General features: G+C 69.4%; 18 protein-coding genes. 3 read left to right on the top strand and 15 right to left on the bottom strand.

The window, feature by feature from the left end; all coding sequences use genetic code 11:
* Positions 1-111: 111 nt before the first annotated feature.
* The 13 genes from ACWGSK_RS17980 to ACWGSK_RS17920 form a co-directional block, all read right to left on the bottom strand.
* Positions 112-939, bottom strand: a complete 828-nt coding sequence (locus ACWGSK_RS17980; protein ID WP_452456331.1) for a glutamate ABC transporter substrate-binding protein — start codon at positions 937-939, stop codon at positions 112-114.
* A gap of 43 nt (positions 940-982) precedes the next feature.
* A complete protein-coding gene (locus tag ACWGSK_RS17975) occupies positions 983-2,377 on the bottom strand; it encodes a hypothetical protein (protein ID WP_452456330.1) in 1,395 nt (464 codons plus the stop codon).
* Between the two features lie 234 nt (positions 2,378-2,611).
* Positions 2,612-3,334, bottom strand: coding sequence for an FHA domain-containing protein (locus ACWGSK_RS17970; protein ID WP_358507118.1), 723 nt, complete (start codon positions 3,332-3,334; stop codon positions 2,612-2,614).
* Between the two features lie 9 nt (positions 3,335-3,343).
* On the bottom strand, positions 3,344-4,693 hold the full coding sequence (locus ACWGSK_RS17965; RefSeq protein ID WP_452456293.1) for a vWA domain-containing protein: 1,350 nt from the start codon (positions 4,691-4,693) through the stop codon (positions 3,344-3,346).
* Positions 4,677-5,903, bottom strand: coding sequence for a PP2C family protein-serine/threonine phosphatase (locus ACWGSK_RS17960; protein ID WP_358507122.1), 1,227 nt, complete (start codon positions 5,901-5,903; stop codon positions 4,677-4,679). Before ACWGSK_RS17960 ends, ACWGSK_RS17965 begins: the two co-directional genes overlap by 17 nt.
* A 17-nt stretch (positions 5,904-5,920) precedes the next feature.
* On the bottom strand, positions 5,921-8,242 hold the full coding sequence (locus ACWGSK_RS17955; protein ID WP_358507124.1) for a serine/threonine-protein kinase: 2,322 nt from the start codon (positions 8,240-8,242) through the stop codon (positions 5,921-5,923).
* Positions 8,239-9,465 carry a hypothetical protein gene (locus ACWGSK_RS17950; RefSeq protein ID WP_358507265.1) on the bottom strand — a complete coding sequence of 409 codons (1,227 nt, stop codon included), beginning with the start codon at positions 9,463-9,465 and terminating at the stop codon, positions 8,239-8,241. Before ACWGSK_RS17950 ends, ACWGSK_RS17955 begins: the two co-directional genes overlap by 4 nt.
* A gap of 156 nt (positions 9,466-9,621) precedes the next feature.
* Complete coding sequence (locus ACWGSK_RS17945; protein WP_358507126.1) at positions 9,622-10,179, bottom strand: AAA family ATPase; 558 nt, start codon at positions 10,177-10,179, stop codon at positions 9,622-9,624.
* 97 nt (positions 10,180-10,276) lie between these two features.
* Complete coding sequence (locus ACWGSK_RS17940; protein ID WP_358507128.1) at positions 10,277-11,449, bottom strand: macrolide family glycosyltransferase; 1,173 nt, start codon at positions 11,447-11,449, stop codon at positions 10,277-10,279.
* Positions 11,450-11,729: 280 nt separating this feature from the next.
* Complete coding sequence (locus ACWGSK_RS17935; RefSeq protein WP_358507130.1) at positions 11,730-12,587, bottom strand: HdeD family acid-resistance protein; 858 nt, start codon at positions 12,585-12,587, stop codon at positions 11,730-11,732.
* Between the two features lie 204 nt (positions 12,588-12,791).
* The gene (locus tag ACWGSK_RS17930; protein WP_358507132.1) at positions 12,792-14,078 is read right to left on the bottom strand and encodes a citrate synthase; all 1,287 of its coding nucleotides are present in this window, start codon (positions 14,076-14,078) and stop codon (positions 12,792-12,794) included.
* Between the two features lie 795 nt (positions 14,079-14,873).
* Positions 14,874-16,496 (bottom strand): peptide chain release factor 3, encoded by a 1,623-nt coding sequence (locus tag ACWGSK_RS17925; protein ID WP_358507134.1) that lies wholly within the window; start codon positions 16,494-16,496, stop codon positions 14,874-14,876.
* Positions 16,497-16,598: 102 nt separating this feature from the next.
* Positions 16,599-17,291, bottom strand: coding sequence for a TetR/AcrR family transcriptional regulator (locus ACWGSK_RS17920; RefSeq protein ID WP_358507136.1), 693 nt, complete (start codon positions 17,289-17,291; stop codon positions 16,599-16,601).
* A 300-nt stretch (positions 17,292-17,591) separates the two neighbouring features.
* Between ACWGSK_RS17920 and ACWGSK_RS17915 the strand changes: the two genes are divergently transcribed.
* Complete coding sequence (locus ACWGSK_RS17915) at positions 17,592-18,746, top strand: acyl-CoA dehydrogenase family protein (RefSeq protein WP_358507138.1); 1,155 nt, start codon at positions 17,592-17,594, stop codon at positions 18,744-18,746.
* A gap of 53 nt (positions 18,747-18,799) precedes the next feature.
* On the opposite strand, the gene ACWGSK_RS17910 is transcribed toward ACWGSK_RS17915, so the two are convergent.
* Complete coding sequence (locus ACWGSK_RS17910; RefSeq protein WP_358507140.1) at positions 18,800-19,615, bottom strand: SDR family oxidoreductase; 816 nt, start codon at positions 19,613-19,615, stop codon at positions 18,800-18,802.
* A 96-nt stretch (positions 19,616-19,711) separates the two neighbouring features.
* A complete protein-coding gene (locus ACWGSK_RS17905) occupies positions 19,712-19,954 on the bottom strand; it encodes a hypothetical protein (protein ID WP_358507142.1) in 243 nt (80 codons plus the stop codon).
* Between the two features lie 179 nt (positions 19,955-20,133).
* Between ACWGSK_RS17905 and ACWGSK_RS17900 the strand changes: the two genes are divergently transcribed.
* Both ACWGSK_RS17900 and ACWGSK_RS17895 read left to right on the top strand, forming a co-directional pair.
* Complete coding sequence (locus ACWGSK_RS17900) at positions 20,134-21,309, top strand: sensor histidine kinase (RefSeq protein WP_358507144.1); 1,176 nt, start codon at positions 20,134-20,136, stop codon at positions 21,307-21,309.
* Complete coding sequence (locus ACWGSK_RS17895; protein ID WP_358507146.1) at positions 21,306-22,007, top strand: response regulator transcription factor; 702 nt, start codon at positions 21,306-21,308, stop codon at positions 22,005-22,007. The genes ACWGSK_RS17900 and ACWGSK_RS17895 overlap by 4 nt, the downstream gene beginning before the upstream one ends.
* Position 22,008: the final 1 nt, after the last annotated feature.

The raw sequence follows: 22,008 nt of genomic DNA, 5'->3' as shown, positions 1-22,008 counted from the left end.
CCCCCAATTCGCTACATAAGGTTCAGTATCTGCCATAAGACCCATTCGGGCCACCCCGGTAGACCCCCGTCGACCGATGTTCCCCGAGTGCTCTTCCCGGCTCGAAGCGCCTTAGTCACACCCCTCGAATTGGGGCACGCTGCGGACCACTTCGAGGCCGGTCTCGCCGAACCACTTGTCGAGCAGTTCGGACGCCGTCCCGTCCTGGTACATCTCCCCGACCGCCTTGTTCACGGCCTCGCAGGCGGCCACGTCGCCATAGGGCAACCCGACCCCGTACTTCTCGTCGGTGAAGGGATTGTTGACCAATCGGAACCCGTCCGGGTTCTCGGCGAGGTAGCCGGCGAGAATCAGATTGTCGGTGGACACCGCGTCCACCTCTCCCTCGGCGAGACGCTCTATGCAGGCGCTGTAACTCTCCGCCTCCTGTAGTTCGGACACGTCGATCCCGAGTCCGTCGGTGATCCGCCGCGCCGAGTTGGAGCCCTCCCCCTGGCAGACACTGCGCCCCTCCAGGTCACGGACCCCGGACACCTCGCTCTCGTCGGCGTGCACCAGGATGTCCTGCTTGGCCACGTAGTACGGACCGCCGAAGATCACCTCGGTCTTGCGGGCCGGAGTGATGGAGTAGGTCGCCACGACCATGTCCACCTCGCCACTGACCAGCTTGTCCTCGCGTTCGGCCGAGGTGACCCCGACCAGCTCCACGTCGGTGACACCCAACCGTTCGGCGATCTCGTGGGCCACGTCCACGTCGAACCCGACCAGCTCCCCCTCCACGTCCAGGCCCAACCCGGGCTGGTCGGCCTTGACCCCGATGGTCAACGACTCCGCGTCCACCAGGGACTCCCGTCCCTCCGCCGAGCAGGCGGGCGAAACCAGCGTCGCCGTGGCGAGCAGGGCCGCCACGGACCACGCGCGACGACGTCCGAACCACATGTGCGTGTTCACCTCGATCCGACTGTTCATCCCGAACAGTCCCTCAGCGGTACTCGGCGAGCCGGGGACGGACCCCGATCACCACCAGGGTCAACAGGATCAGCGCACCGACCGGAAGACCCCAGGTCCACGGTGCGAGCGCCGTGTTGCCCCGTTCGATGCCGTCGGCGAACTCCTCCTGGTGCAGGTCGATCAGTCCGTCCAGGGCGTCCATGTAGGCGGGGAAGACCCCGTCCTCGGTGTGGGAGACCCCCATCCGGACGTCGATCGCGGTCTCTCGGTCGCCCTCCCCCACGGCGGCGCGCAGGCTCTGGTCCTCGACCTGCAGGTCGTTGTAGGCCGTCAGCACCTCGGCGAGCGCGTCCTCGTGTCCCGGAAGCAGCGCGTCCCGGGCGTCCTCCCCCAGGTAGCCCAACGTTCCGGGGTCCTCGGGGTCGGAGCCGTCCGATCCGGGCAGGTTCGGGAACGCCTCAGGTACCTCGGCGACCTGCGCGTAGTAGTCGTCCAGGGTGCTCGCCGGGCGGAACAGCACCTGCTGGGATCGTTCCAGGTAGACCTGCTGGTAGTTGTCGGCGAACGAGTCGTCGATCAGGTATCGGCTCTGGTCGGCCTGCATGTCCGTGGTGATGGCGCCCGCTCGCGCCAACGCCATCGCGGCGTCCAACCCCTCGTCCTTGGCCTCTCCCTGGTGGCCGCCGCTGCTGTTGAGCGCGAGCGTGACCCCGACGGTCAGGACGACGGTGCCGACGGTCGCGGCCAGGAGCGGGGCGTTGAACCGACGGCGGAACCGCACCCGCAGGTACAGCTGAAGGGCGATGAGGGAGGCGACGGTGGCCACCCCGACTCCTCCGACCCACACCAGCCCCAGCGCGACCGAGGACTGTCCCTCCTCGTGGTTGGCGCGCACGATCGCCGAGGAGTCCAGTCCCAGGTTGAACGCCTTGGGCAGGAGTTCGGTGTGCATCAGCTGTGTTGCCTGCCGATAGCTTCGCAGGGCCTCGGGGTCGACCTCCCCCGGCGGGGCTTCGGCCTCGTCGTTGAGCAGCCGGGCCTGCGCGGCCAACTGTTCGTAGGCACCGATCCCGTCCAGGACCGCCTGGACGTTGTACTCCTCGACCGTCTGCTCATCGGTCGGCTCGCTCGACTCGGTCAACGAGGCCGCGTGGAGCAGGGCCCGACCGGCCTGGGTCCGGCTGGTCTCATAACCGTTCTCGGCCTCCGCACGCCCCGACCCGAGGTCGTGGTCGGTACCCATGAGGAGGATGTCGGTGACTCGGGCGTCCATGTCGGCCAGGGCCAGGTACAGCTCGGTGGTGGCCATGGCCTGGGGGCCGGCGTCCCGGCCCAGGACGTCGAGTCCGTCTCGGGCCTGGCCGAGGGTGACGGTCGCGGACCCGAACAGGCCCGCGATGGTCGCCACGCACAGCAGGGACAGCATCCACACCCGGGCCGGGGTGGTGCCCAAGGTCGATCGGATCCTCGGCCCCCAGGAGCGCGACCGTGGTGTGGGGCGCTCCCTCCCGGGTGACGAGGCGACCGCCGTTCCTTTGGGGCGCGGCGCACCGGGTGCCGGGCCGCCGGGGGTCCGTGGCGGTGGTCCCGGCGGTAGGGAGGGGGCTCCCGGCTCGGGTCGCCCTGCCACTTGTTCGGGGTTCGGGGGCATCAACGGGGTTCACCCCTTCTGGAGGAGGATGGAGGTCCACGCGCCGACGTAGATCCGGTCGCTGTCGTTCAGGGGGACCTCCACGTTGCGCGCTATGGGGTTGGCGGTCCCGTTGATCGTGGTCCCGTTGGTCGAGCCCGGGTCCACCAACGACCAGGTGTCGCCGGGGCGGGCCAACAGAACCGCGTGGATGTGGGAGATGGCGGGGTCTCCCCCGGGCCCGCCCAGGTCGATCTCGGGGAAGAACTCGCGCGAGCGACTCCCCCGACCGATGTGCACGCGATCGCCCTTGAGGGTCACCCGACGTTGCCTTTGGCCGGTGGGGAAGTCGATCCGGTCGGGATCGAGCATCCCCTGGTCGACCATGTACTGGTAGTAGGCCGGATCGGCGGCGACGATCGCCCGCCAGCGCACTCCCCTCGACGCGCTCCCAGGATCCGACATCCGGCGTTGGTGGCTGCCGGACTGTGACGCGAAGTCGTAGCCGCACTCCTCGCAGAAACGACCGGCCCGGGACGTGCCGCACTCCGGGCAGGGGCCACCGCGTTGCGCCGGTACGGGTCTGGGCGGTGGTGGAGGTGGCGGGTCGGGGGCGGGGGTGGGGGGTCGGGGCGGTTCCGGACGACGCCGTCCGGAGGCGACCCGTGTGGCGGACCACGCTTGGAGTCGCAGCCCGCAGATGTCGCAGAAGTCGTCGGCCGTGGAGTGGTGCCCTGAAGGGCAACTCGGCATGGGTCCCTCCTACCCGGGTCCGGGGGCACCGCCGGTTCCCGGCCCGTGCTGGCGGGGGCGGGTCCGTACGGTCCGGGTCGAGTTGGTGTCGAGGGTCATCTCGTCGATCTTGTCGACGCCGGGCTTGAGTCGGACGGTTCCGGTGACCGGGTCGATCACGTCGACGACCCGGTCGAGCAGCCTCGCCGTCTCCTCATCGCCCGACTCGTGTGCGAGCGCGACGGCCCGACCCAATCGTGTGGTGGCGGTGGCCTCGTCGCCCCCTCGACGGGCCGTGAGCCCGTCCTGGATCGCCCGGGCCAGTTCCACCTGACCCGTGTAGTGGGCCACCCGGGGGTTGATCTCGGTGGCCCTGGCCTCGTCCGGTGTCCACTCGGCGAGGATGTTCCCCGAGGCCAGGACCTCGTCCCGGTCCGGGGTCCGGCCGGGCATCACCACGCGCACCCATCCGGCGCGCAGTTGTCGTCCGGGGTCGCCCGCGGGCACCTCGACGCACACGTGGTAGTCGCGGCCCTCGGTGCCCCAGGACCCGGTCGGGTAGTCGTTGGCCTGCGGTACCCGTTGGACGGCGCGGTCGGTGAGGTCCTGGACCGTGGGCGCGACCTGTTTGACGAAACGCACCACGGAGTTCTGCGGGGCCCACAGGCGCAACGCCACGTCGGCCACGGTCTTGCCCATGGACGCCTGGGCCATGGCCCGGAAGTCGGCGGTCATGTCGGCGGGGTCGGCGATGATGCCGGGGCCGCCGCCCAGGAGCGCCGCGTCGACGCGGCGCAGTTCCTCGACCTTCCAGTCGGTGCCGACCCCGCGACAGTCGCAGACGAACCTGCCCGCGATCCGTCGGAGCACCTCCTCGAAGACATCGGACATCTCGTTGTTCTGACCGTCGGTGAGAAGGATGGCGTGCTTGATGCCCTCGCCACCGGATTCGAACAACTCCGCGGCCTTGAGCAGCCAGGCACCCATCCGGGTGCCGCCGTCGGCGCGCAACCGGCCCACGGCTTCCAGGGCCTGCGCGCGGGTCCGGTCGTCCACCTCGGCCAACCGATCGGCGGCGGGGTAGATCATCTCGGCCTCGCGGTGTCCGGCGACGATCGCGAAGCGCACACCCTCGCGCAGGGTCTCGATCGCCGCGCGGGCCGCCTGCTTGGCCGCGTTGATCTTCTCGCCGTACATGGACCCGGAGGTGTCGATGATGATCACCTCGGAGGCGCGTACCGAGGTCCCCACCAGGACGGGGCTGTGGGAGGTCACGCTCACCACGGCGTGCACCTCCGTACCGCCCAGCGGCAGGTAGGGGTTCTGGTCCACCTGGATCCGGAACTCGGGCCCCCCGGCCCGGTCAGACGTGTTCGGCACGGCGACCCCCTGTGGGTACGGGTATGACGACGACGGTGATGTTGTCCTTACCGCCGGCTCTCAGCGCCAGCCCGACGTAGGTTCTGGCCGCTTCCAAGGGCGCGGTGCCGGTGCCCGGTACGGCGTCGGCCAGGGCCTCGGCCTCCGGGTAGTAGTTCCACAGGCCGTCGCTGCACAGCACGACGGCGCCGGGTCCGGTGGGGGTCACGGTGGAGATGTGCGCGTCGATCTCGCCGGAGTCCGCGCCCATCCAGGCGATGAGCGCGTGGGCGTTGGCCGAGCGCATGGCCTCCTCCCGGGTCAGCGCGCCCATCTGCACCATCGCCTCGCTCCAGGAGTCGTCCCTGGTGAGCAGGGTGGAGGTACTGGAGGTGGGCCCACCGGAGAGCCAGTAGGCACGGCTGTCGCCGACCCACCCGACGGTCACCGCCCCCGTCTTCGGGCAGGTCACGGCCGACACGAAGGTGCAGGCGGGCGCGAATTCGGGTGATTCGGCGATGGCCGCGACGGCCCGGGCGGCCTGGGTCATCGCCTCCCCGGTGGCCTCACGGGGGTCTGCGCCCTGGCGCAGACGTTCGGCGAGCACGGTCGCGCCCGTCTCCGCGGTGACCCTGGAGGCCTCGTCCGAGCGGGGCGAGCTGGACACTCCGTCGCAGACCACCGCGACGACGGCGCCCGCCGCGTGCGGGGCGTCGTCCTCGATCACCCGGATGGCCATGGCGTCCTCGTTGCGCTTGTGGCGCAGCCCGCGATCGCTGACCCCGAAGACCGTCCCGGCGCGTACCTCGACGTGGTCGCGGCCGGTGGGCTGGAGGAATCCGCACTTCTCGCAGTAGCCGTCCACCACCCGCCCGGGGCACCACACGCACTGGCCGGGGTCGGCGGCCACGACCGGTTCACCGCCGGGGGTGGGAGGGCGCCACTCGGGGGCCACCTTCGGCGAGACCGGTGCCGGACCGGTCCGCGGGATCACCGCGTCGCGGCGGATGGGTTGCGTGGCCTGCGCGTCGACCTCGTCCACGTCGGTGCCCGGGGAGACCCCGGCCATGCTCTCCTGGGGCGCGGTCGGTACCGAGTCGGGTGCCGTGGCCTCCGGGTTCGGCACGGGGGTGTGCGCCTCCACGGGCAGGTTCCGGCCGCAACCCTCACAGAAGGCGTCGCTCGTCGACACCGTTTCGGCGCAGGTGGGGCAGGTCCGGACCATCGTCATCGCCGTTCCTTCTATCCTCACAGCAGGGTCACGGGACGTAGGGAGTTCGCCTTGTCGATGAGCTCGTAACGCTCCATGACGTGACCGGTCCGTTGGGCCAGGGACCGGTAGCGGCGTTCCAGGTTGGCGCGCACCCCGTCCTCGGTGAGCTCGTCTTCGAGAAGTAGGCTCCCCCGTGGTGGGGCCCCGCCGCCCCGGAGCCATTCCAGGGCGGACTCCAGGACCCGTACGGCCAGTCGGTCGACGGACTCGCTGTCCAGACCGATCCGGCCGAGCCTCTCCCCCGCCCTGACCAGGCCCATGCCGTCGCCGGTGCCCCCGGCCAGCACGGAGATCAGCGCGGTCTGGGCGTGGACGTACATGCTGGACAGTTCGGGGACGGTGTCCAGCACCTCGATGGCGCCGGTCCGGTCGTCCTGGGCGAGCCGGATCCTGGCCAGGCCGAACGCGGCGCTCACGTAGGAGTGGTCGGTGGTCCACACCGTGGCGTACCGGCGGGCGGCGACGTCGTGTTCACCGGTGCGCTCGCAGGCCAGGGCGAGCCCGAGCTTGGGCGCGGCCTCCCCGGGCAGGTGGGCGTACAGCTCGGCGAAGTGGTCTCGGGCCTCGTGGAACCGGCCGGTGCTCAGCTCGGCGACCGCGAGGTACCACATGGTGCGCCAGTCACCGGGGACCGCGAGGCTGAACCGTTCCAGTACGTCCAGCGACTCCTTGTAGCGGCCGACCGTCATCAGCGACCGGGACAGCATGAGCAGGGTCTCCGGCGAGGGTGCCCTGGCCGACCGCAGGATCGGGATGAGTTCGTTCGGGGCCATGCCCACGTGGTTGCGCAGGTGTTGGGCCGCGGGGTCGAGCTGGTCGATGAGCGGTGAGGGCAACAGCGCCGCGGCCTCGATGGGGCCGGGCGGGGACAGCATCCGGTCGGCGTCGTGTGCGCCGGACTCGGGCAGCCCGGTGAAGGTCTCTCCGCCGAAGAGCGCGGAGGCCGCCGGGTGGGGCGTCCCCTCGATCTCCGCGAGCACCTCGCGCAACACACCGGTGAGCTGGTCGGCCATGTCACCGGCGTCGTGGAAGCGCGCCTCCGGGTCGTGGTGGGTCGCCCTGCGCAGTAAGCGGTCGTAGGACTCGAACCTCCGCAGCAACGGCACCTCGTGCCGGGGCGGAAGGTCGTGCGGGTGTTTGCGGATGAAGCCGAAGTGGAAGCTGAGCACCGCCAGGGCCCGCCCCACCGAGTACAGGTCGGCGCTGACACTGGGGCCGGGGCCGCGCAGCTCTTCCTCGGGAACCCGGTACCCGGGTGTGGTGTAGACGGGGCTGAGTCCGTCGTCCATGCGTCGGACGCCGCCCAGGTCGATGAGCTTGATCTGCTCCTCGCTCTGGATGACGTTGTCCGGTTTGAAGTCGCAGTACAGCAGCCCCTTGGAGTGCAGGTAGCCGAGGGCCCTCAGGCACTCCAGCCCGTAGGCGATGACCTGTTCCAGGGGCAGGACGTCCTCGCTCGTCCCCTGCTCCCGGCGCTCGATGAGCAGCTCCCGCAGCGACTTGCCGCCCACGTACTCCATGACGATGTGGCCGCCGGGGATCCCGGTGCGCGGGTCGGGATGCTGAGAGAAGTTGATGATCTTGACGATGTTGGGGTGCTCGACCTCGGAGAGGAAGGCGCGTTCGGCCGCGGCCGCCTTGTGCGCCTCGGCGTCACCCGCGTTGAGCAGGCCCTTCAGCACCACCCAGCGGTTGTTGACGTTGCGGTCCCTGGCCAGGTAGATCCAGCCCAGCCCGCCGTGGGCCAGACAGCCGAGCACCTCGTACTGGTCGCCGACCACCTCGCGTTCGACCAGTTTGGGGGTGAAGGAGAACTGGGTGCCGCACTGGCGGCAGAAACCCTCGGTGCGGCCCGGTTGGTCGCCTCTGGTCCGACCGACCCTCTCCGAGCAGTTGCCGCAGAAGCGGTTCTTCTCCGACACGACCGGGGCGGTCATGATCGCCTCGGAGGGGTCCTTCGCCGGCACCAGCGGCACCTGGACCATGCCCAACCCGAGCATGCCGCGTCGGGAGCCGGCGCTGGAGGTGCGTCCGCTGCGCGAACCACCGCTGGAACCCGAGATGCTGCCCGGGCCGGAGCGCCCCGAGATGCGGACGTTGCCGGAGCTGATCGGGTGTGAGTGGACGGCCCCCTCGATGTCCGCGGGGCTCCCGCCCGAGGGGCCGTTCCACGGGGGAACGGAGGGCCCCGGTCCCGGGGTGCGGGTGGTCGGCGCGTCCATGGGCGCCAGACCGCACACACCGCAGAAGCCGTCCTCGATCAGCCCCGAGCAGCCGGGGGAGGCGCACTCGTTCATCTGTTCACACCGCCGTCCTGGGTTCCGACCGAGGGGGTCTCGGTCCCCACGAGTTCCTGAAGCGCCCTCTGGTAGGCGGACAGCGCCACCGTGGCGGCCCGCAGGTCGCAGGGGGCCTTCCACAACTCCCAGTGCGCACGCCCATGGGGTTCGACAAGTCGTTCGTGTTCGGCCAGGCCCAGGCGCACCGCCCGGGCGCGGAAGGCGTCCAGGCGCCCTCTCAGTTCGGCCCTGCGTTGGAGGAGGCCGCCGAGGTTGCGTTCCCGGTCGCGCGCGTCGTCCCCGGACTCGTGCACGGAGCGCTGTAGTTCCCCCAGGCGCGCGCCCAGGGCCCGCCACCGTCGCCGGGACCGCAGTTCGTCCATCTCGGCGATGGCCGCGCGCAGCTCCGGGACCGGGTCGGGGACGTCGATGGCCGCCGGGGAGGAGATCTTCGCGACCACACGGACACGCAGGTCACGGGAGCGCAGCACCACCTTCTCGACGTCGTCGATGGCCGAATCGAGCCGGCTCACGCTCTCGTCGTAGGCGTCGCGCATGCGCAGGGCGTCCCGGAGTTCACCCCGGGTCCGGTCCAGGATCGAACGCATACGGTCCAGGTCGAGGGTGTCCACGCCACCGTCGGCGACCAGCGACAACGGGTCGCGGCGCACGGTGTTCCCGACCCGTTCCAGTTCGGCGCGCAGGTCCTCGTACTCGTCGTCGGGAACCTCGACCATGTCCGCGAGCGTGCCGACCTCCCGCCACATCGCGTCGAGTTCGTCGAGCCGCGGGTGGAGGGCGTCCCAGGCGGTCTCCACCGCGGAGACGACCTCCGTGATCGCCTCGTAGTCGGCGGTCATCCGGGCGATGGCCTCGGCCAGGGTGATGTTCTCGGTGCCCGGGTCGAGCAGGCCGCGTTCGCGCAGGGGGACCTCGGCCAGGGGCAGGGTCACGGACTCGCCCATGAGCAGTCGGGTGAGCTCGGCCTGGGAGTCGGCGACTCCGGACTCGCGCAGGCGCGCGGCGTGTTCGACCACCGATTCGAAGGCGGCGTGGGTCGGCCACAACCGGTGGGCGTGTACGTCCGCGGCCTCCCAGCGACCGCGGGTCCCACCGTTCAGTTCGGCGCCACGGAGCAGGCGGTACACCGTGTGCCGGTCGAGATCGGCCAGGTTGAGGGAGATCCGATCGACCTCACCACGGACACGATTGAGCGCGTGGTCGATCCCTTCCCAGCTCATCGGCGGCATGCCGAACCCCGACGCGTGCGCCACCTGCCGAATCACCCCCACCCTGTGTATAGAAAGAGTGTGGCGGCGACCACCCCGATCCACAAGGGACTTCGCGTTATACGGCCACGTACGGCCACAACCACGGCACGGACGTCCTCACGAGCATCACAGCGGCCGACTCGCCGCGTCCGTTTCGAGGGTCTCCAGGACGAAACGGGCACGATCGACGACCGACGCGCGGGGCAACAGAACCGTCTCGTACCCGCACGAGGGGTAACCCTCCCGCATCGCGGCGAAGGTGCGTTCGGCCTCCTCCGGCGACTGGTGTCGTTCGGTGTCCCCGGCGTAGATCTCCGGCCAGGGCGGGGCGAGGAAGACGCGGTGGTGGTAGCGGAACAGTCGGGCCGCCTCACGCACGTGTTCGGGGACGCGCCGACCCCGTTGGAGGAAGTAGCCGACCATGTCGGGCACTCCCCGGTCACAGAAGACCAGGCCCTCCCGGCCGGCCGCCTCCCGGTGCGAACGCATGTCCCACGAGAGCATCAGCTCGACGAACAGGTCCTCGTCACGCCAGGACAGGCCTGGACCACCGATCGCCCGCTGGTCGCGGATGATCGCCCGCCCGGCCTCCACGGTGCGTCCGTGGCCGAGCCCGGCGAGGTGGTCGATCAGCGTCGTCTTGCCCGAACCCGGTCCTCCTGTGACGACGACGAGGTGGTCCATGGGCACTGCCCCTTTCGATGGGTACGGACACGGCCGGTGCGCCGCCCGCGAGGACGGCGCACCGGTCGGTGTGGGGTCGGGTCCGATCAGGTCGGACCTAAGGAATCGCGGCTTCGATGAGGTCGGCCGCGTAGGGGCTACCGCTGCGCTGGAGTCGGCCGCTGATGTCGGCCAGTCGGCGCGCGACCTCGGGATCGCGGGTGAGGTCGAGCAGCGCGTCGCGCAGTACCTCGGCGGTGGCCGCCTCGGTGTCGATCCGGCGGGCCACCCCCAGTTCCTGGAGGCGGTCGGCGTTGTCGAACTGGTCCACCGCCTGCGGCACCGCGATCATCGGGGTACCGGTGTGGAGACCCTCACTAGAGCCTCCCATACCCGCGTGGGTGACGAAGGCGTCCGCCTGCCGCAGGATGTCCAGTTGCGGAACCCATCGGCGGACCTCGACGGTGTCGGGGACCTCCCCCAACACGGACGGGTCGACGTACTCACCGATCTGGAGGACGGTGCGCCACCCGGGCAGGTCGCCGAAGGCCCGCACGCATTCGCGGTAGAAGTCCGGTCGTTCCGTGTAGGCCGAACCCAGCGACACCAGGACGACCTTCTCCGCGTCGGCCGGTCGGGTCCAGGTTCCCTGGTCCGCACGCTCGCCCAGGCAGGGCCCGACGAAGGTGACCGTGTCGGCCACCGTGTCGGCGAAGGGCTGCATCTCGCGTGGGATCATCGCCAACGCCCGATCGGGTTCGCCCGCGAAGCCGGCGTGGTCCAGCCCCTCCACCCCGTTCTCGACCAGCCAGGCGTCGAACTTGGCGAAGTGTTCCTCGGCCCCCGGTTGTTCGCGCAGCCAGACCATGACGGTGTCGGCGTGGTCGGCCCAGCCGACGTAGGTCGGAGACAGCTGGATGGTGGGGATCCCCCACTCGATCCCCATGACGCGGGCGGTGTACCCACCGATGTCGTAGAGGAACAGGTCGGGACGGTCCTCCTCATAGGCCTTCCGAAGCACGGGCAGGCTGTTGATGGCGTCGTCGAGGAAGATGTCCATCCCCTCGATCGGATCGTCGCTCCACTCCTCGTCCCCCGTGGGCAGGGTGGTGGTGAAGGGGACGAGCTCGGCGCCGGTGGACTCGATGAGCTCACCGATCCGACCGACGGGGTCGTTGGCGTAGGTGACGCGGTGGCCCCTACGGACCAGTTCGCGGATGATCTCCAGGCTTGGCAGGACGTGGCTCACCGCGGGGACGCCGACCATGGCGATATGGGCACGACGGGTCATGGTTCTCTCCTGAGACTGTCTACGGGTAGGACTATGAGGCGCCGGTCCTCGGAAGGGGCGGCGCGGAGGCGTCGAGGACGCGGGGTCCTACTGGTAGAACAGCTGCTGGAAGGCCATGGCCCCACTGTAGGGGACTCCCCTCCGTCCCGTCCTCCCGTTTTTCCGGGCCCGCGTGGAACTGGTCGGCGGCGCGAAGGGGCCGAGTCGGTCGTCCCCGAGAATCAGGTCGGCCGACTCGGCCCTCTCCCGGCCGGCGCGGACCGACCTGGGATCCTTCACGTTACGGAGTACCGGTGTCCTCCGGCGGGTCCTTGGGCGCGCGGTGTTTGCCCACTCGCGGGGCGGCGGTCTCGTCCTCGTACACGGAGGCCTCGGTGGCGCCGGCCGGATCACCCCGGTAACCGTCGCGGTAGCCGTCCGTGTAACCGTCGTCGAAGGCGCTGACATCGTGCTCGTCCCCCTCTGCGGTGGGGCCGTCGGCGAGCAGGTCACCGCCCTCGGGCTCCCCGGCGTGCCGCGGCCCGGACTCGTAGGTGGTGTCCCCCTCGGCGAACGCCTCATCCTCCTCCGACGAAGCGGTCGCGGTGCCCGCGCCCCTGAGCCGCAGGCCCGCGATCACCAGGGCGATCCCGAACACGATCGCGTAGACGCCGACCACGGCGACCATCGCCAACGCGCCCAGCCCGGGCCAGAGCCACAGCAGCAGACCGAAGATCACCGACAGCGCCCCGGCGAAGATCAGCAGCCACTCAGAGGTCATCTGCGCGCGCAGTCGTATCGCGGTGATGATCTCGGCGATACCGGTGACGATCGCCCATGCCCCGATGACGAAGACCAGGGCGACCACCGCGACGGTCGGCCAGATCAGGGCGGCCACACCCAGCAGGATGCCGAGCACCGACTGGATCACCAACGGAAGACGGGTGCCGGAGGCCGCCCGGAAGGCTGCGAACCCCAGAACGACCCCGTCCACCAGCGCGAAGGCACCGAAGACGAAGGCCAGGGCCACCGTGGTGACCCCGGGCCAGATGAGCGCCACCAAGCCGAAGATCACGGCGGCGGCACCGCGAACGACCACGACCCACCAGCTTCGGCTCAGCTCACCGAGCATGTCACCGGCCGACTCGTACCGGACCATAGCCGGGCCCCCTCCCTCGCGCGGCCCGCGCCGTCCGGGGCCGCTTCGTTGCCACTTCTCTCAACGTCGCATACCGATGACAGAAGGTACGCAAAGCGCAAGGAAAGGGAGGTTCTACACCGTTCCTTCTTCGTGGCGCGCACATGGGAACGCCCGCCCTCGTCGGTGACGTGGGCGGGCGGTCGAGGTGCTCTCGGGCGGGTGTCAGCCCTGGCCGGGGTATCGGCGCTCGTTCGAGCCGATGTAGTGCTGGCGCGGGCGCGCGATCCGGAAGGCCGGGTCGTGCAGCTGCTCGCGGTAGTGGGCGATCCAGCCGGGCAGGCGGCCGAGGGCGAACAACACGGTGAACATGTTGGTCGGGAAGCCCATGGTGCGGTAGATGACGCCGGTGTAGAAGTCGACGTTCGGGTACAGCTTGCGCTCGGTGAAGTACGGGTCCTGCAGCGCGGCGGCCTCAAGCTTGAGGGCGAGTGCGAAGAGCTCGTCCGGGCTGTCGTGCCGGTCCAGGATCTGGCTCGCCAGAACCTTGATCTCCTTGCTGCGCGGGTCGAAGTTCTTGTAGACCCGGTGCCCGAAGCCCATGAGACGCATCTCGCGGGCCTTGACCTTCTCCAGGAAGTCCTCGATGGAGATGCCCGAGTCGCGGATCTCCTCCAGCATCTCCAGCACGGCCTGGTTGGCACCGCCGTGGGACGGGCCGGACAGGGCGTTGATGCCGGAGGCGACGCTGGCGAAGATGTCGGCCTTGGCGGAACCGACCACGCGCACGGTGGCGGTGGAGCAGTTCAGCTCGTGGTCGGCGTGCAGCACCAGCAGCATGCCGACGGCCTTGTTGAACAGGTCGCCCAGCTCACCGGTGGGGGCCTTGTCACCGAAGGTCATCCGGATGAAGTTGTCGACGTAGTCGAGCGAGTCGTCCGGGGCGATCGGGGTCTCACCGATCGAGTTGCGGTAGATGCGGGCCGCGATCGTCGGCAGCTTGGCCAACAGCCGGATCGTGGCGAGCTCTACCTGGTTCTCGTCCTCAGGGTCCGCGCTGTCCTCGTAGTACGCGGCCAGAGTGTTCACGGCGCCGGCGATCAGTGCCATGGGGTGGCCGTTGCGGGGCATCGCGTCGATGAGCGTGCCCATGTCGGCCGGGATGTCGGCGTTGTCGCGCAGCTTGTCCGAGAACTCCTTGAGCTGTCCGGGCTCCGGAAGCTCCCCGTAGATCACGAGGTAGGCGGTCTCAAGGAAGGTGCTGTGGACGGCGAGGTCCTCGATCGGGTATCCGCGGTAACGCAGGATCCCGGCGGCCCCGTCGATGTAGGTGATCTTCGAGCTACACGAAGCGGTGTTGCCGAACCCCGGGTCCAGGGTCGTCATACCGGTCGACCCCAGCAGGGTCTTCAGCTCGATGGTGCTCTCACCCTCGGTACCGGTGAAAACCGGCAGCTTCAGCACGCCGCCCTCGTAGTGGAGCTCCACCGTGCGCTCTTTGTCATCGCTCATGCCCGAGGTCAACCTTTCCAGGCGGGGGATACGTGAGGTACGTCGAACGCAGGGCGATCCGCCGCCGCGTTCTTGATTCACTCGTTATTGTTCTGTTTTGTTAAACGCCAGTTAAGCAAAATCATATAAGTTTCACCGATTCACGAACAGGTGACATGCAACACATACCCAGACGTGCACAGAATTATCAGAGAGTGAAGATTTACAGACTTTGCCGAATGTCGTTAACAGCGTGATCGCCCTGAGACCTCTACGGGAGACGGCGGGGTTCTCCCATCCGTCTTCCGTCGGCCTCCTGGACAGGTCCCCTGGGCACTCCGAAACCCACCCGAACCGGTCCAACGGGGGTGCCCTTCACAGATCCGGACAGACCCGAACAGAACTCGGTGCGGCCAGGTGTTCGAACGCGCCCTAGTGGCCTGAGATCAGGGTACCTTCGCCCTGATCACAGGGGTTGACGCGGGGTGCCTCCGACTCGGTGATCTTGGCCTCTGTCACCGACTCCGGCGGCACCGACCACCCTCCAGGGTCTGTGTCCCTACCCCTGAAGGGGTCGGAGTATGTGCCCCGGGAACGAGACTTCACAGACAGTCCGCGGCGCCCGCTCCCGACCGGGACGAACGCCCCTCGGAGAAGCCCGCCGAGGGCCCGATACGGAAAGCCGATGGAGCCGGAACACGGGACCGAAGTCAACAAAGGGTGACCAAGATTAACCCGGGGTAAACGAAACAAACGCTCTTTGTGGGAAAAGCGGCCTCCTGTTGGAAACCGGTACTCCGGCGATCGACGGTGGTCCTAACCTTCGTCGACGCCGCCGGCCAGCAAAGGCTCCATGAACAGCGACGGGTGGTCGCGCTCGATGACCTTCAATCGCCACTTGTTGTGCACCAGCACCAACAGCTCACCATCGGAGCGGCGACGCAGCACCTCGGCCCCGGAGAGCCCGTGCAGGGTCGGCCCGGACACGGCGTCGGTGCGTCGAGCCACGGAGTACTCCAGCGGCGAGGCCTCGATGGGGCTGCGGAACTCCTGCTCCATGCGGTGCTTGACCACGTCGAACTGCAGTGGTCCGACCGCCGCCAGCACCGGGGCCTGCTCACCGCGCACGTCCGAGGTGAGCACCTGCACCACGCCCTCGGCGTCGAGCTGGGCGATCCCCCGCTGGAACTGCTTGTACTTGCTCGCGTCCAAGGCCCGCGCCACCACGAAGTGCTCCGGCGCGAAGCTGGGGATCGGCGGGTAGGACACCTTGGGACCGTCGTAGAGGGTGTCCCCCACCGCCAACGCCTGGGCGTTGACCAGGGCGATCACGTCGCCCGGGTAGGCCGTGTCGATGGTGGAGCGATCCGAACCGAAGACCGCCTGGGTGTACTTGGTGGCGAAGGGACGGCCGGTGGAAGCGTGGGTGAGCACCATGCCGCGCTCGAACCGACCCGAGCTGACCCGGACGAACGCCATCCGGTCGCGGTGGTTCTTGTCCATGTTGGCCTGCATCTTGAAGACCTGGCCGGAGAAGGGACGCTCCACCTGGCGGGGCCGATCCTGGTCGTCGACCTTGGCCGACGGCGCCGGGGCCAGGCCCACGACCGCCTCCAGCAACTGACCGACACCGAAGTTGGACAGCGCCGCGCCGAACAGCACCGGGGAGGACTCGCCCGCCATGAAGGACTCGTGGTCGAAGTCGGCGCCCAGCGCCTCCAACAACTCGATCTCCTCCTTGGCCTGGACCCAGGCGTCCTGTTCGACCTCGGCGGCCCGGTCGTCGTCCATGACCTCCTCGATGGCCTTCTGAGCACCACCGGGGGTCCGGGTCAACTTGGTGTAGGTACCCGAGGCGCGGTCGATCAGGCCACGGAAGTCACCGGCGATGCCGACCGGCCAGTTCAGCGGGGTGGGGCGCAGTCCGATGCGCTGCTCGATCTCGTCGAGGAGTTCGAGGGGTTCGCGCCCGGGCCGGTCCCACTTGTTGACGAACGTGAGGACCGGCATCTTGCGGGCCCGGCACACGTCGAAGAGCTTGAGGGTCTGCGGCTCCAGGCCCTTGGCCGAGTCCAGCAGCATGATGGCGCAGTCGACGGCGGAGAGCACCCGGTAGGTGTCCTCGGAGAAGTCTGCGTGGCCGGGGGTGTCCAACAGGTTGAGGACGTGGTCCCGGTAGTCGATGCGCAGGGCGGCCGAGGTGATGGAGATCCCGCGGTCCTGCTCCATCGACATCCAGTCGGAGGTGACGCCCTTGCGGTCGCCCTTGCCGTGCACGGCTCCGGCGGACGAGATGGCCGCGGCGTGCAGCGCCAGGGCCTCGGTGGTCGTCGACTTACCGGCGTCGGGGTGGGAGATGACCGCGAAGGTCCGCCGACGTTCCGCCTCGTGTGCGACCTCGGACCCCTGTTTGTCCGTGCCCGCCGTGTCCACGCTCATTCCCGTCGTCGCCTCGCCTCGTCTGATCTCCCGTTTTTCGGCCCCATACAGCCTATGCCCGCATGGGCGTGCCGAGGACAGCGGTCGAGGTGCCCCGGGTTCCTACCCGCGCTCTCGGACCGCCTCCGTCACCCGGCGCGCCAGTTCGGCGGGATCGGTGCCCCCCGGGTAGACGGCCACCACGATCCGGTCCCGATCGGAGGTGACCTCGCCCGGCTCCTCGAAGAGGGGGGCTGCCAGGGCGCGGACCCGTTCCATGGCCTCGTCGAACCGCCGCCACGCACCCTCGTCGTCCGGATCGCGAAGCCAGCCGCGCAGGACGTGGTTGTGCGCCGCGATGACGGCGGAGGCCACCACCTCCACCTCCAACGAGGGGCGTCCGCCGCCGGTGGCCTCGGCCAGGTGACGGCTGAAGGCCGCCTGGTAGCGGGCCGTCATGGCCACCTCCCGGTCGCGCAGCCGCGGGTGGGCGCGCACCAGTCGGTAGCGGGGCACGGTGATCTCGGGGTCGCGCACGTACCCCTGGAAGACCAGGCGCGCGGCGGCCAGCACGGAGTCCGTCGGCGACTCCGGGGAGGCCTCCATGTAGCGCACCACCGTCTCGAACAGTTCGTCGTGTTCGGCGAAGAGGACGTCCTCCTTGGAGCCGAAGCGGCGGAAGAGGCTACGTCGGCTCACCCCGGTCGCCTCGGCTATCCCCGCCATCGTGGTGGCGTCGTATCCGGCTTCGGTGAACAGGCGTACCGCCGCCAGCACCACGGCCCGGGTACCGCCACCATTGCGTTCGACCATCATCCGTCTCCTCTTCGCCGAGGACGACCCCCTTCCGGAGGATCACCGCCACCGGTCGGTGTACTTCATCGCCTCTACCCCCTACTCTGGCACTGAATGCCAGACATCGGCACCTAGTGCCGCGTCGGCCAAGGTTCACCCCGTCACGGCGTTCAGCACGGCACCTCGCCGCGTTGGCGAAAAGCCCACATAGGAACCACTATGAGGGCTTCCCGCCGCCTTGCGATGCACCATCCTGAACGCCGCTCCGTAACGGGCGAACCCCGACCGACGCGGCACTGGTGCCAGACACCGGGGAAGATCATGAGCGACTTCGACCTTTTCAAGACCAGCGAGGAGCACGAGGAGCTGCGTGAGGCGGTGCGCTCCGTCGCGGAGGACAAGATCGCTCCGCACGCCGCCGAGGTGGACGAGAAGTCGGCCTTCCCGCAGGACGCCCTCGACGCCCTCACCGCGACGGACTTCCACGCCGCGCACATCTCCGAGGACTACGAGGGCATGGGCGCCGACGCGCTGGCGACCTGCGTCATCATCGAGGAGGTCGCCCGTGTGTGCGCCTCCTCCTCGCTGATCCCCGCGGTGAACAAGCTCGGCACCATGCCGCTGATCCTGGGTGCCTCCGAGGACGTCAAGCGTCGCTACCTGACCCCCGTGGCCCGTGGCGAGGCGATGTTCTCCTACGGCCTGTCCGAGCGCGAGGCCGGTTCCGACACCGCCTCCATGCGCACCCAGGCCACCCCCAAGGGCGACGACTGGATCCTCAACGGCCAGAAGTCGTGGATCACCAACGCCGGGGTGAGCGAGTACTACACGGTGCTCGCCGTCACCGACCCCGAGGGCAAGCGCGGCAGCAACATCTCCGCGTTCGTCGTCCACGCCGACGACGCCGGCTTCACCCTGGGCGAGCCCGAGCGCAAGCTCGGCATCAAGGGCTCCCCCACCCGCGAGCTGTTCTTCGACGACGTGCACATCCCCGGTGACCGCATCGTCGGCGCGCCGGGCGAGGGCCTCAAGATCGCGCTGCGCACCCTGGACCACACCCGCGTCACCATCGGCGCACAGGCCGTCGGCATCGCCCAGGGCGCTCTGGACCACGCCGTGGCCTACGTCAAGGAGCGCAAGCAGTTCGGCAAGTCCATCGCCGACTTCCAGGGCATCCAGTTCATGCTGGCCGACATGGCCATGAAGCTGGAGACCGCCCGCCAGATGGTCTACGTGGCCGCCGCCAAGTCCGAGCGGGGCGACGAGGACCTGCCGTTCTACGGCGCGGCCGCCAAGTGCTACGCCTCCGACGCCGCCATGGAGATCACCACCGACGCCGTGCAGCTGCTGGGCGGCGCCGGCTACGTGAAGGACTTCCCGCTGGAGCGCATGATGCGCGACGCCAAGATCACCCAGATCTACGAGGGCACCAACCAGATCCAGCGCATGGTCATGGCCCGCCAGCTCCTGAAGTAGGCAGGACCCGAACCCTCGGAGCCCCGGACGGCCGACCGTCCGGGGCTCCGGTGTCAGTTGACCGCCTCGCGGACGAACTTGGCCATGGGGACGGCGTCGCGGCCCAGGGCCCGACGGACGTCCTCGGTCACCTTGGCGGCCCGGCCGTCGGCGATGGCGCGGAAGCGCTCGTTGAGGGTGTCCACGTACCGCTCCGACCAGCCCATGTCCGTCGCGCGGAAGTAGAAGCCGGCCTCGTCGACCTTCTTGTACCGCCACACCGGGCTCTCGGTTCCCTTCGTCCCCTTCACCACCTCGCGGAAGGTGACCGGGACGGGACCGGTGAGCGTGTACTCGCGCTCGTGGTGCGCGTCGTCGGTGAGGGCGGCCACGACGGTGTCGGCGACGTCCCGGGCGTCCACGAAGCTGACGGCGGCGCGCTTGGACACCGGCAGTTCCAGCCGGCCGTTACGGGAGCGTGCCAGACGGGCGAACACGCCCTCGGTGAAGTCCTGGTCCAGCCAGTTGGGACGCACGATGGTCCATCGACCGAACAGTTCGCGGACCTTGGACTCCAGGCGACGCTGCTCGGAGTCGGGCGGACCGTCCTCCACGCCCATGGCGGTGACCAGGACGGCGGTGCCCACCCCCGACTCGGACGCCTGCTGAAGGAAGGCCTCCGCCCGCTCGGTCAACCCACTGGCCATGGGCACGGACACGAACAGGCTCTCCACGTCCTCCAGTGCCGGTTTCCAGCTACCGGTGTCCGTCCAGTCCAGACGGACCTCCCCGTCCCTGGAGGCTCCCACGGCGGGCAGGCCGCGTCTGCGAAGCTCGGTCAGGACACGTCGGCCCACCTGTCCGGTGGCTCCGGTGACCAAAGTGCTCATCGGGTGTTCTCCCAGCTTCACGCGCGGGTGCTCCGCCTGTTGACGCTACCTAGTCGCGCGCGTGAAACGAGCGTGAAACCACGTGATCGATGGGATTCACGTGGCTCTTCGGGGCCGGGAGAGCGCTTCGGTCACCACGATGAGCAGGATCCCGACGGCGGACAGCCCCAGGTTGGCCAGGATCGCGTTCTCTTGGAACCCGGGAACCTGTTCCACGACGAACCGGTTGAACGCGTTGAGCACGATGCCCAGGATCGGTTGGGTCCAGAGGTGGTCGATCACCCCGCTGATCCCCATGACGGTGAGCAGGAGGCCGACGCCCTGCAGTGACTTGCGCATGGTCCGAATCTAGGCGCGGTGTCCCCGCCGGAGGATCGGGCACGGGCATGGAACCGGGGAACCAAGGTCTTGGCCGTGGCCCGAGGCGTTCGACCAAAGTATCGCTCGGCCGATCTTCGGTACCGAGTCCGCTCGGCGACGCCCGACCCGCGCTCGCGCGCTCGTAGACTCCGGAGGCGATGAACGACACGACCCCGTCCCGGCAGCGGCACCGGCGCAGCGCGCGCGACTGGATCGTGGACTCCCTGATGTTCCTGATCGCCCTGGGCTTCGGGCTGCTCGGCGCGGTGACCCTCCCCGAGGACCCGACACCGCCTTCGGTCCCGGAGCCGTTCCGGGTGGCCGACCAACTCATCGCCCTGGCGTCCTGTACGGCCCTGTGGTGGCGACGCCGGTGGCCGATCCGGCTCGCGGTGGTCCTCGTGGTGCTGTCGGCCATCTTCCCCCTGGTGGGCGGGGCCATGCTCGCGGCCCTGTTCTCCCTGTGCGTGCATCGGCCGCCCAAGGTGGGCCTGTGCGTGCTGGGCCTGAGCTTCGTGGCCTCCTTCGTCAACGTGTCCCTGCACCCCGAGCCCCACGCCCCGTTCCTGTTGATGTTCCTGCTCAGCGCGGTCTTCCAGGGAGCCGTCGCCGGGTGGGGGCTCTCCGTGCAACACCGACGTCAACTCTTCGAATCGCTGCGGGAGCGAGCCGTGCACGCCGAGGCGGAGGCGGAGCTTCGGGCCGAACACGCCCAGCACCGGGTCCGTGAGTCCATGGCCCGCGAGATCCACGACGTGCTCGGGCACCGACTGTCCCTGCTGAGCGTGCACGCCGGCGCCCTGGAGTACCGGCCGGACGCCCCCGCCGAGGAGGTCGCTCGTTCGGCCAAGGTCATCCGAGAGAGCGCCCACCAGGCCCTCCAGGACCTGCGCGAGGTGATCGGGGTGCTGCGCGCACCGGTGGGCGAGCTGCCCCAGCCCACCCTGGCGGACCTGGCGCAGCTGGTGGAGGAGGCCCGCGACGCCGGGGTCGTGGTGGAGTTCGTCGACGAGCACACCGGCCAGGTACCGGAGCGCACCGGGCGCACGGCCTACCGGATCGTCCAGGAGGCGCTCACCAACGCCCGCAAGCACGCTCCGGGGGCCGACACCTCCGTGCGGATCTCCGGGGCACCGGGAGAAGGCCTGAGCGTGTCGGTGACCAATGGACCATCCGCCCCGGCCTCCGAGGACGGAGCGTCCACCGCGGCGGGCTCCGGCCAGGGGTTGATCGGTCTGTCCGAACGGGTCTCGTTGGCGTTGGGAGACCTGGAGTACGGAACCACCGAGAACGGCGGTTGGAACCTCACCGCCTGGCTACCGTGGACGGTATGAGCGAACGGGACGAACAGCGACGGATCGGCGTGGTGATCGTCGACGACGACGCCCTGGTGCGGGTCGGACTGGTGATGATGATGGGCGGCGCCCCCGACGTGCGGGTGCTGGCCGAGGCCGAGGACGGCGGTCAGGTGGAGGAGCTGGTCCGCGAGCACTCTCCCGACGTGGTGCTCATGGACATCCGGATGCCCACCGTGGACGGGCTCACCGCCACCGAACGGCTCCGGGCCGTGCCGGACGCGCCGGAGGTGCTGGTGCTCACCACCTTCGACGCCGACGAACACGTGCTGCGGGCCCTGCGCGCGGGTGCTGCCGGGTTCCTGCTCAAGGACACCCCACCGGAGGAGATCGTGGAGTCGGTCCGTCGGGTGGCCCGTGGTATTCCGGTGCTCTCCCCCGCCGTGACGCGACGGCTCATACACCGGGTGGCGCACGGCGACCACAGCGAACGGGCGGACCGGGCCCGACGCCGCCTGGCCCTGCTGAACGCCCGCGAGACCGACGTGGCGGTGGCGGTCGGCGAGGGCCGCTCCAACGCCGACATCGCCGCGCGCCTGTTCCTGAGCGTGCCGACGGTCAAGACCCACGTGTCGAGCGTCCTCACCAAGCTGAAACTCAACAACCGGGTGCAGATCGCGCTGTTGGTGCACGAGGCGGAACTGCTGGACTCCGACGGCGAGCGAGACCGGGACTGAG

The sequence above is a fragment of the Nocardiopsis sp. NPDC055551 genome, from assembly GCF_053619415.1.
This window is presented reverse-complemented; position numbering and strand designations above follow the sequence as displayed.

What these genes read in the sequence shown, in the direction of transcription:
- ACWGSK_RS17980 (WP_452456331.1), bottom strand. Translation starts at nt 939, where the DNA reads ATGTGGTTCGGACGTCGTCGCGCGTGGTCCGTGGCGGCCCTGCTCGCC.
- ACWGSK_RS17975 (WP_452456330.1), bottom strand. Translation starts at nt 2,377, where the DNA reads ATGCTGTCCCTGCTGTGCGTGGCGACCATCGCGGGCCTGTTCGGGTCC.
- ACWGSK_RS17970 (WP_358507118.1), bottom strand. Translation starts at nt 3,334, where the DNA reads ATGCCGAGTTGCCCTTCAGGGCACCACTCCACGGCCGACGACTTCTGC.
- ACWGSK_RS17960 (WP_358507122.1), bottom strand. Translation starts at nt 5,903, where the DNA reads ATGACGATGGTCCGGACCTGCCCCACCTGCGCCGAAACGGTGTCGACG.
- ACWGSK_RS17955 (WP_358507124.1), bottom strand. Translation starts at nt 8,242, where the DNA reads ATGAACGAGTGCGCCTCCCCCGGCTGCTCGGGGCTGATCGAGGACGGC.
- ACWGSK_RS17950 (WP_358507265.1), bottom strand. Translation starts at nt 9,465, where the DNA reads ATGAGCTGGGAAGGGATCGACCACGCGCTCAATCGTGTCCGTGGTGAG.
- ACWGSK_RS17945 (WP_358507126.1), bottom strand. Translation starts at nt 10,179, where the DNA reads ATGGACCACCTCGTCGTCGTCACAGGAGGACCGGGTTCGGGCAAGACG.
- ACWGSK_RS17940 (WP_358507128.1), bottom strand. Translation starts at nt 11,449, where the DNA reads ATGACCCGTCGTGCCCATATCGCCATGGTCGGCGTCCCCGCGGTGAGC.
- ACWGSK_RS17935 (WP_358507130.1), bottom strand. Translation starts at nt 12,587, where the DNA reads ATGGTCCGGTACGAGTCGGCCGGTGACATGCTCGGTGAGCTGAGCCGA.
- ACWGSK_RS17930 (WP_358507132.1), bottom strand. Translation starts at nt 14,078, where the DNA reads ATGAGCGATGACAAAGAGCGCACGGTGGAGCTCCACTACGAGGGCGGC.
- ACWGSK_RS17925 (WP_358507134.1), bottom strand. Translation starts at nt 16,496, where the DNA reads ATGAGCGTGGACACGGCGGGCACGGACAAACAGGGGTCCGAGGTCGCA.
- ACWGSK_RS17920 (WP_358507136.1), bottom strand. Translation starts at nt 17,291, where the DNA reads ATGATGGTCGAACGCAATGGTGGCGGTACCCGGGCCGTGGTGCTGGCG.
- ACWGSK_RS17915 (WP_358507138.1), top strand. Translation starts at nt 17,592, where the DNA reads ATGAGCGACTTCGACCTTTTCAAGACCAGCGAGGAGCACGAGGAGCTG.
- ACWGSK_RS17910 (WP_358507140.1), bottom strand. Translation starts at nt 19,615, where the DNA reads ATGAGCACTTTGGTCACCGGAGCCACCGGACAGGTGGGCCGACGTGTC.
- ACWGSK_RS17905 (WP_358507142.1), bottom strand. Translation starts at nt 19,954, where the DNA reads ATGCGCAAGTCACTGCAGGGCGTCGGCCTCCTGCTCACCGTCATGGGG.
- ACWGSK_RS17900 (WP_358507144.1), top strand. Translation starts at nt 20,134, where the DNA reads ATGAACGACACGACCCCGTCCCGGCAGCGGCACCGGCGCAGCGCGCGC.
- ACWGSK_RS17895 (WP_358507146.1), top strand. Translation starts at nt 21,306, where the DNA reads ATGAGCGAACGGGACGAACAGCGACGGATCGGCGTGGTGATCGTCGAC.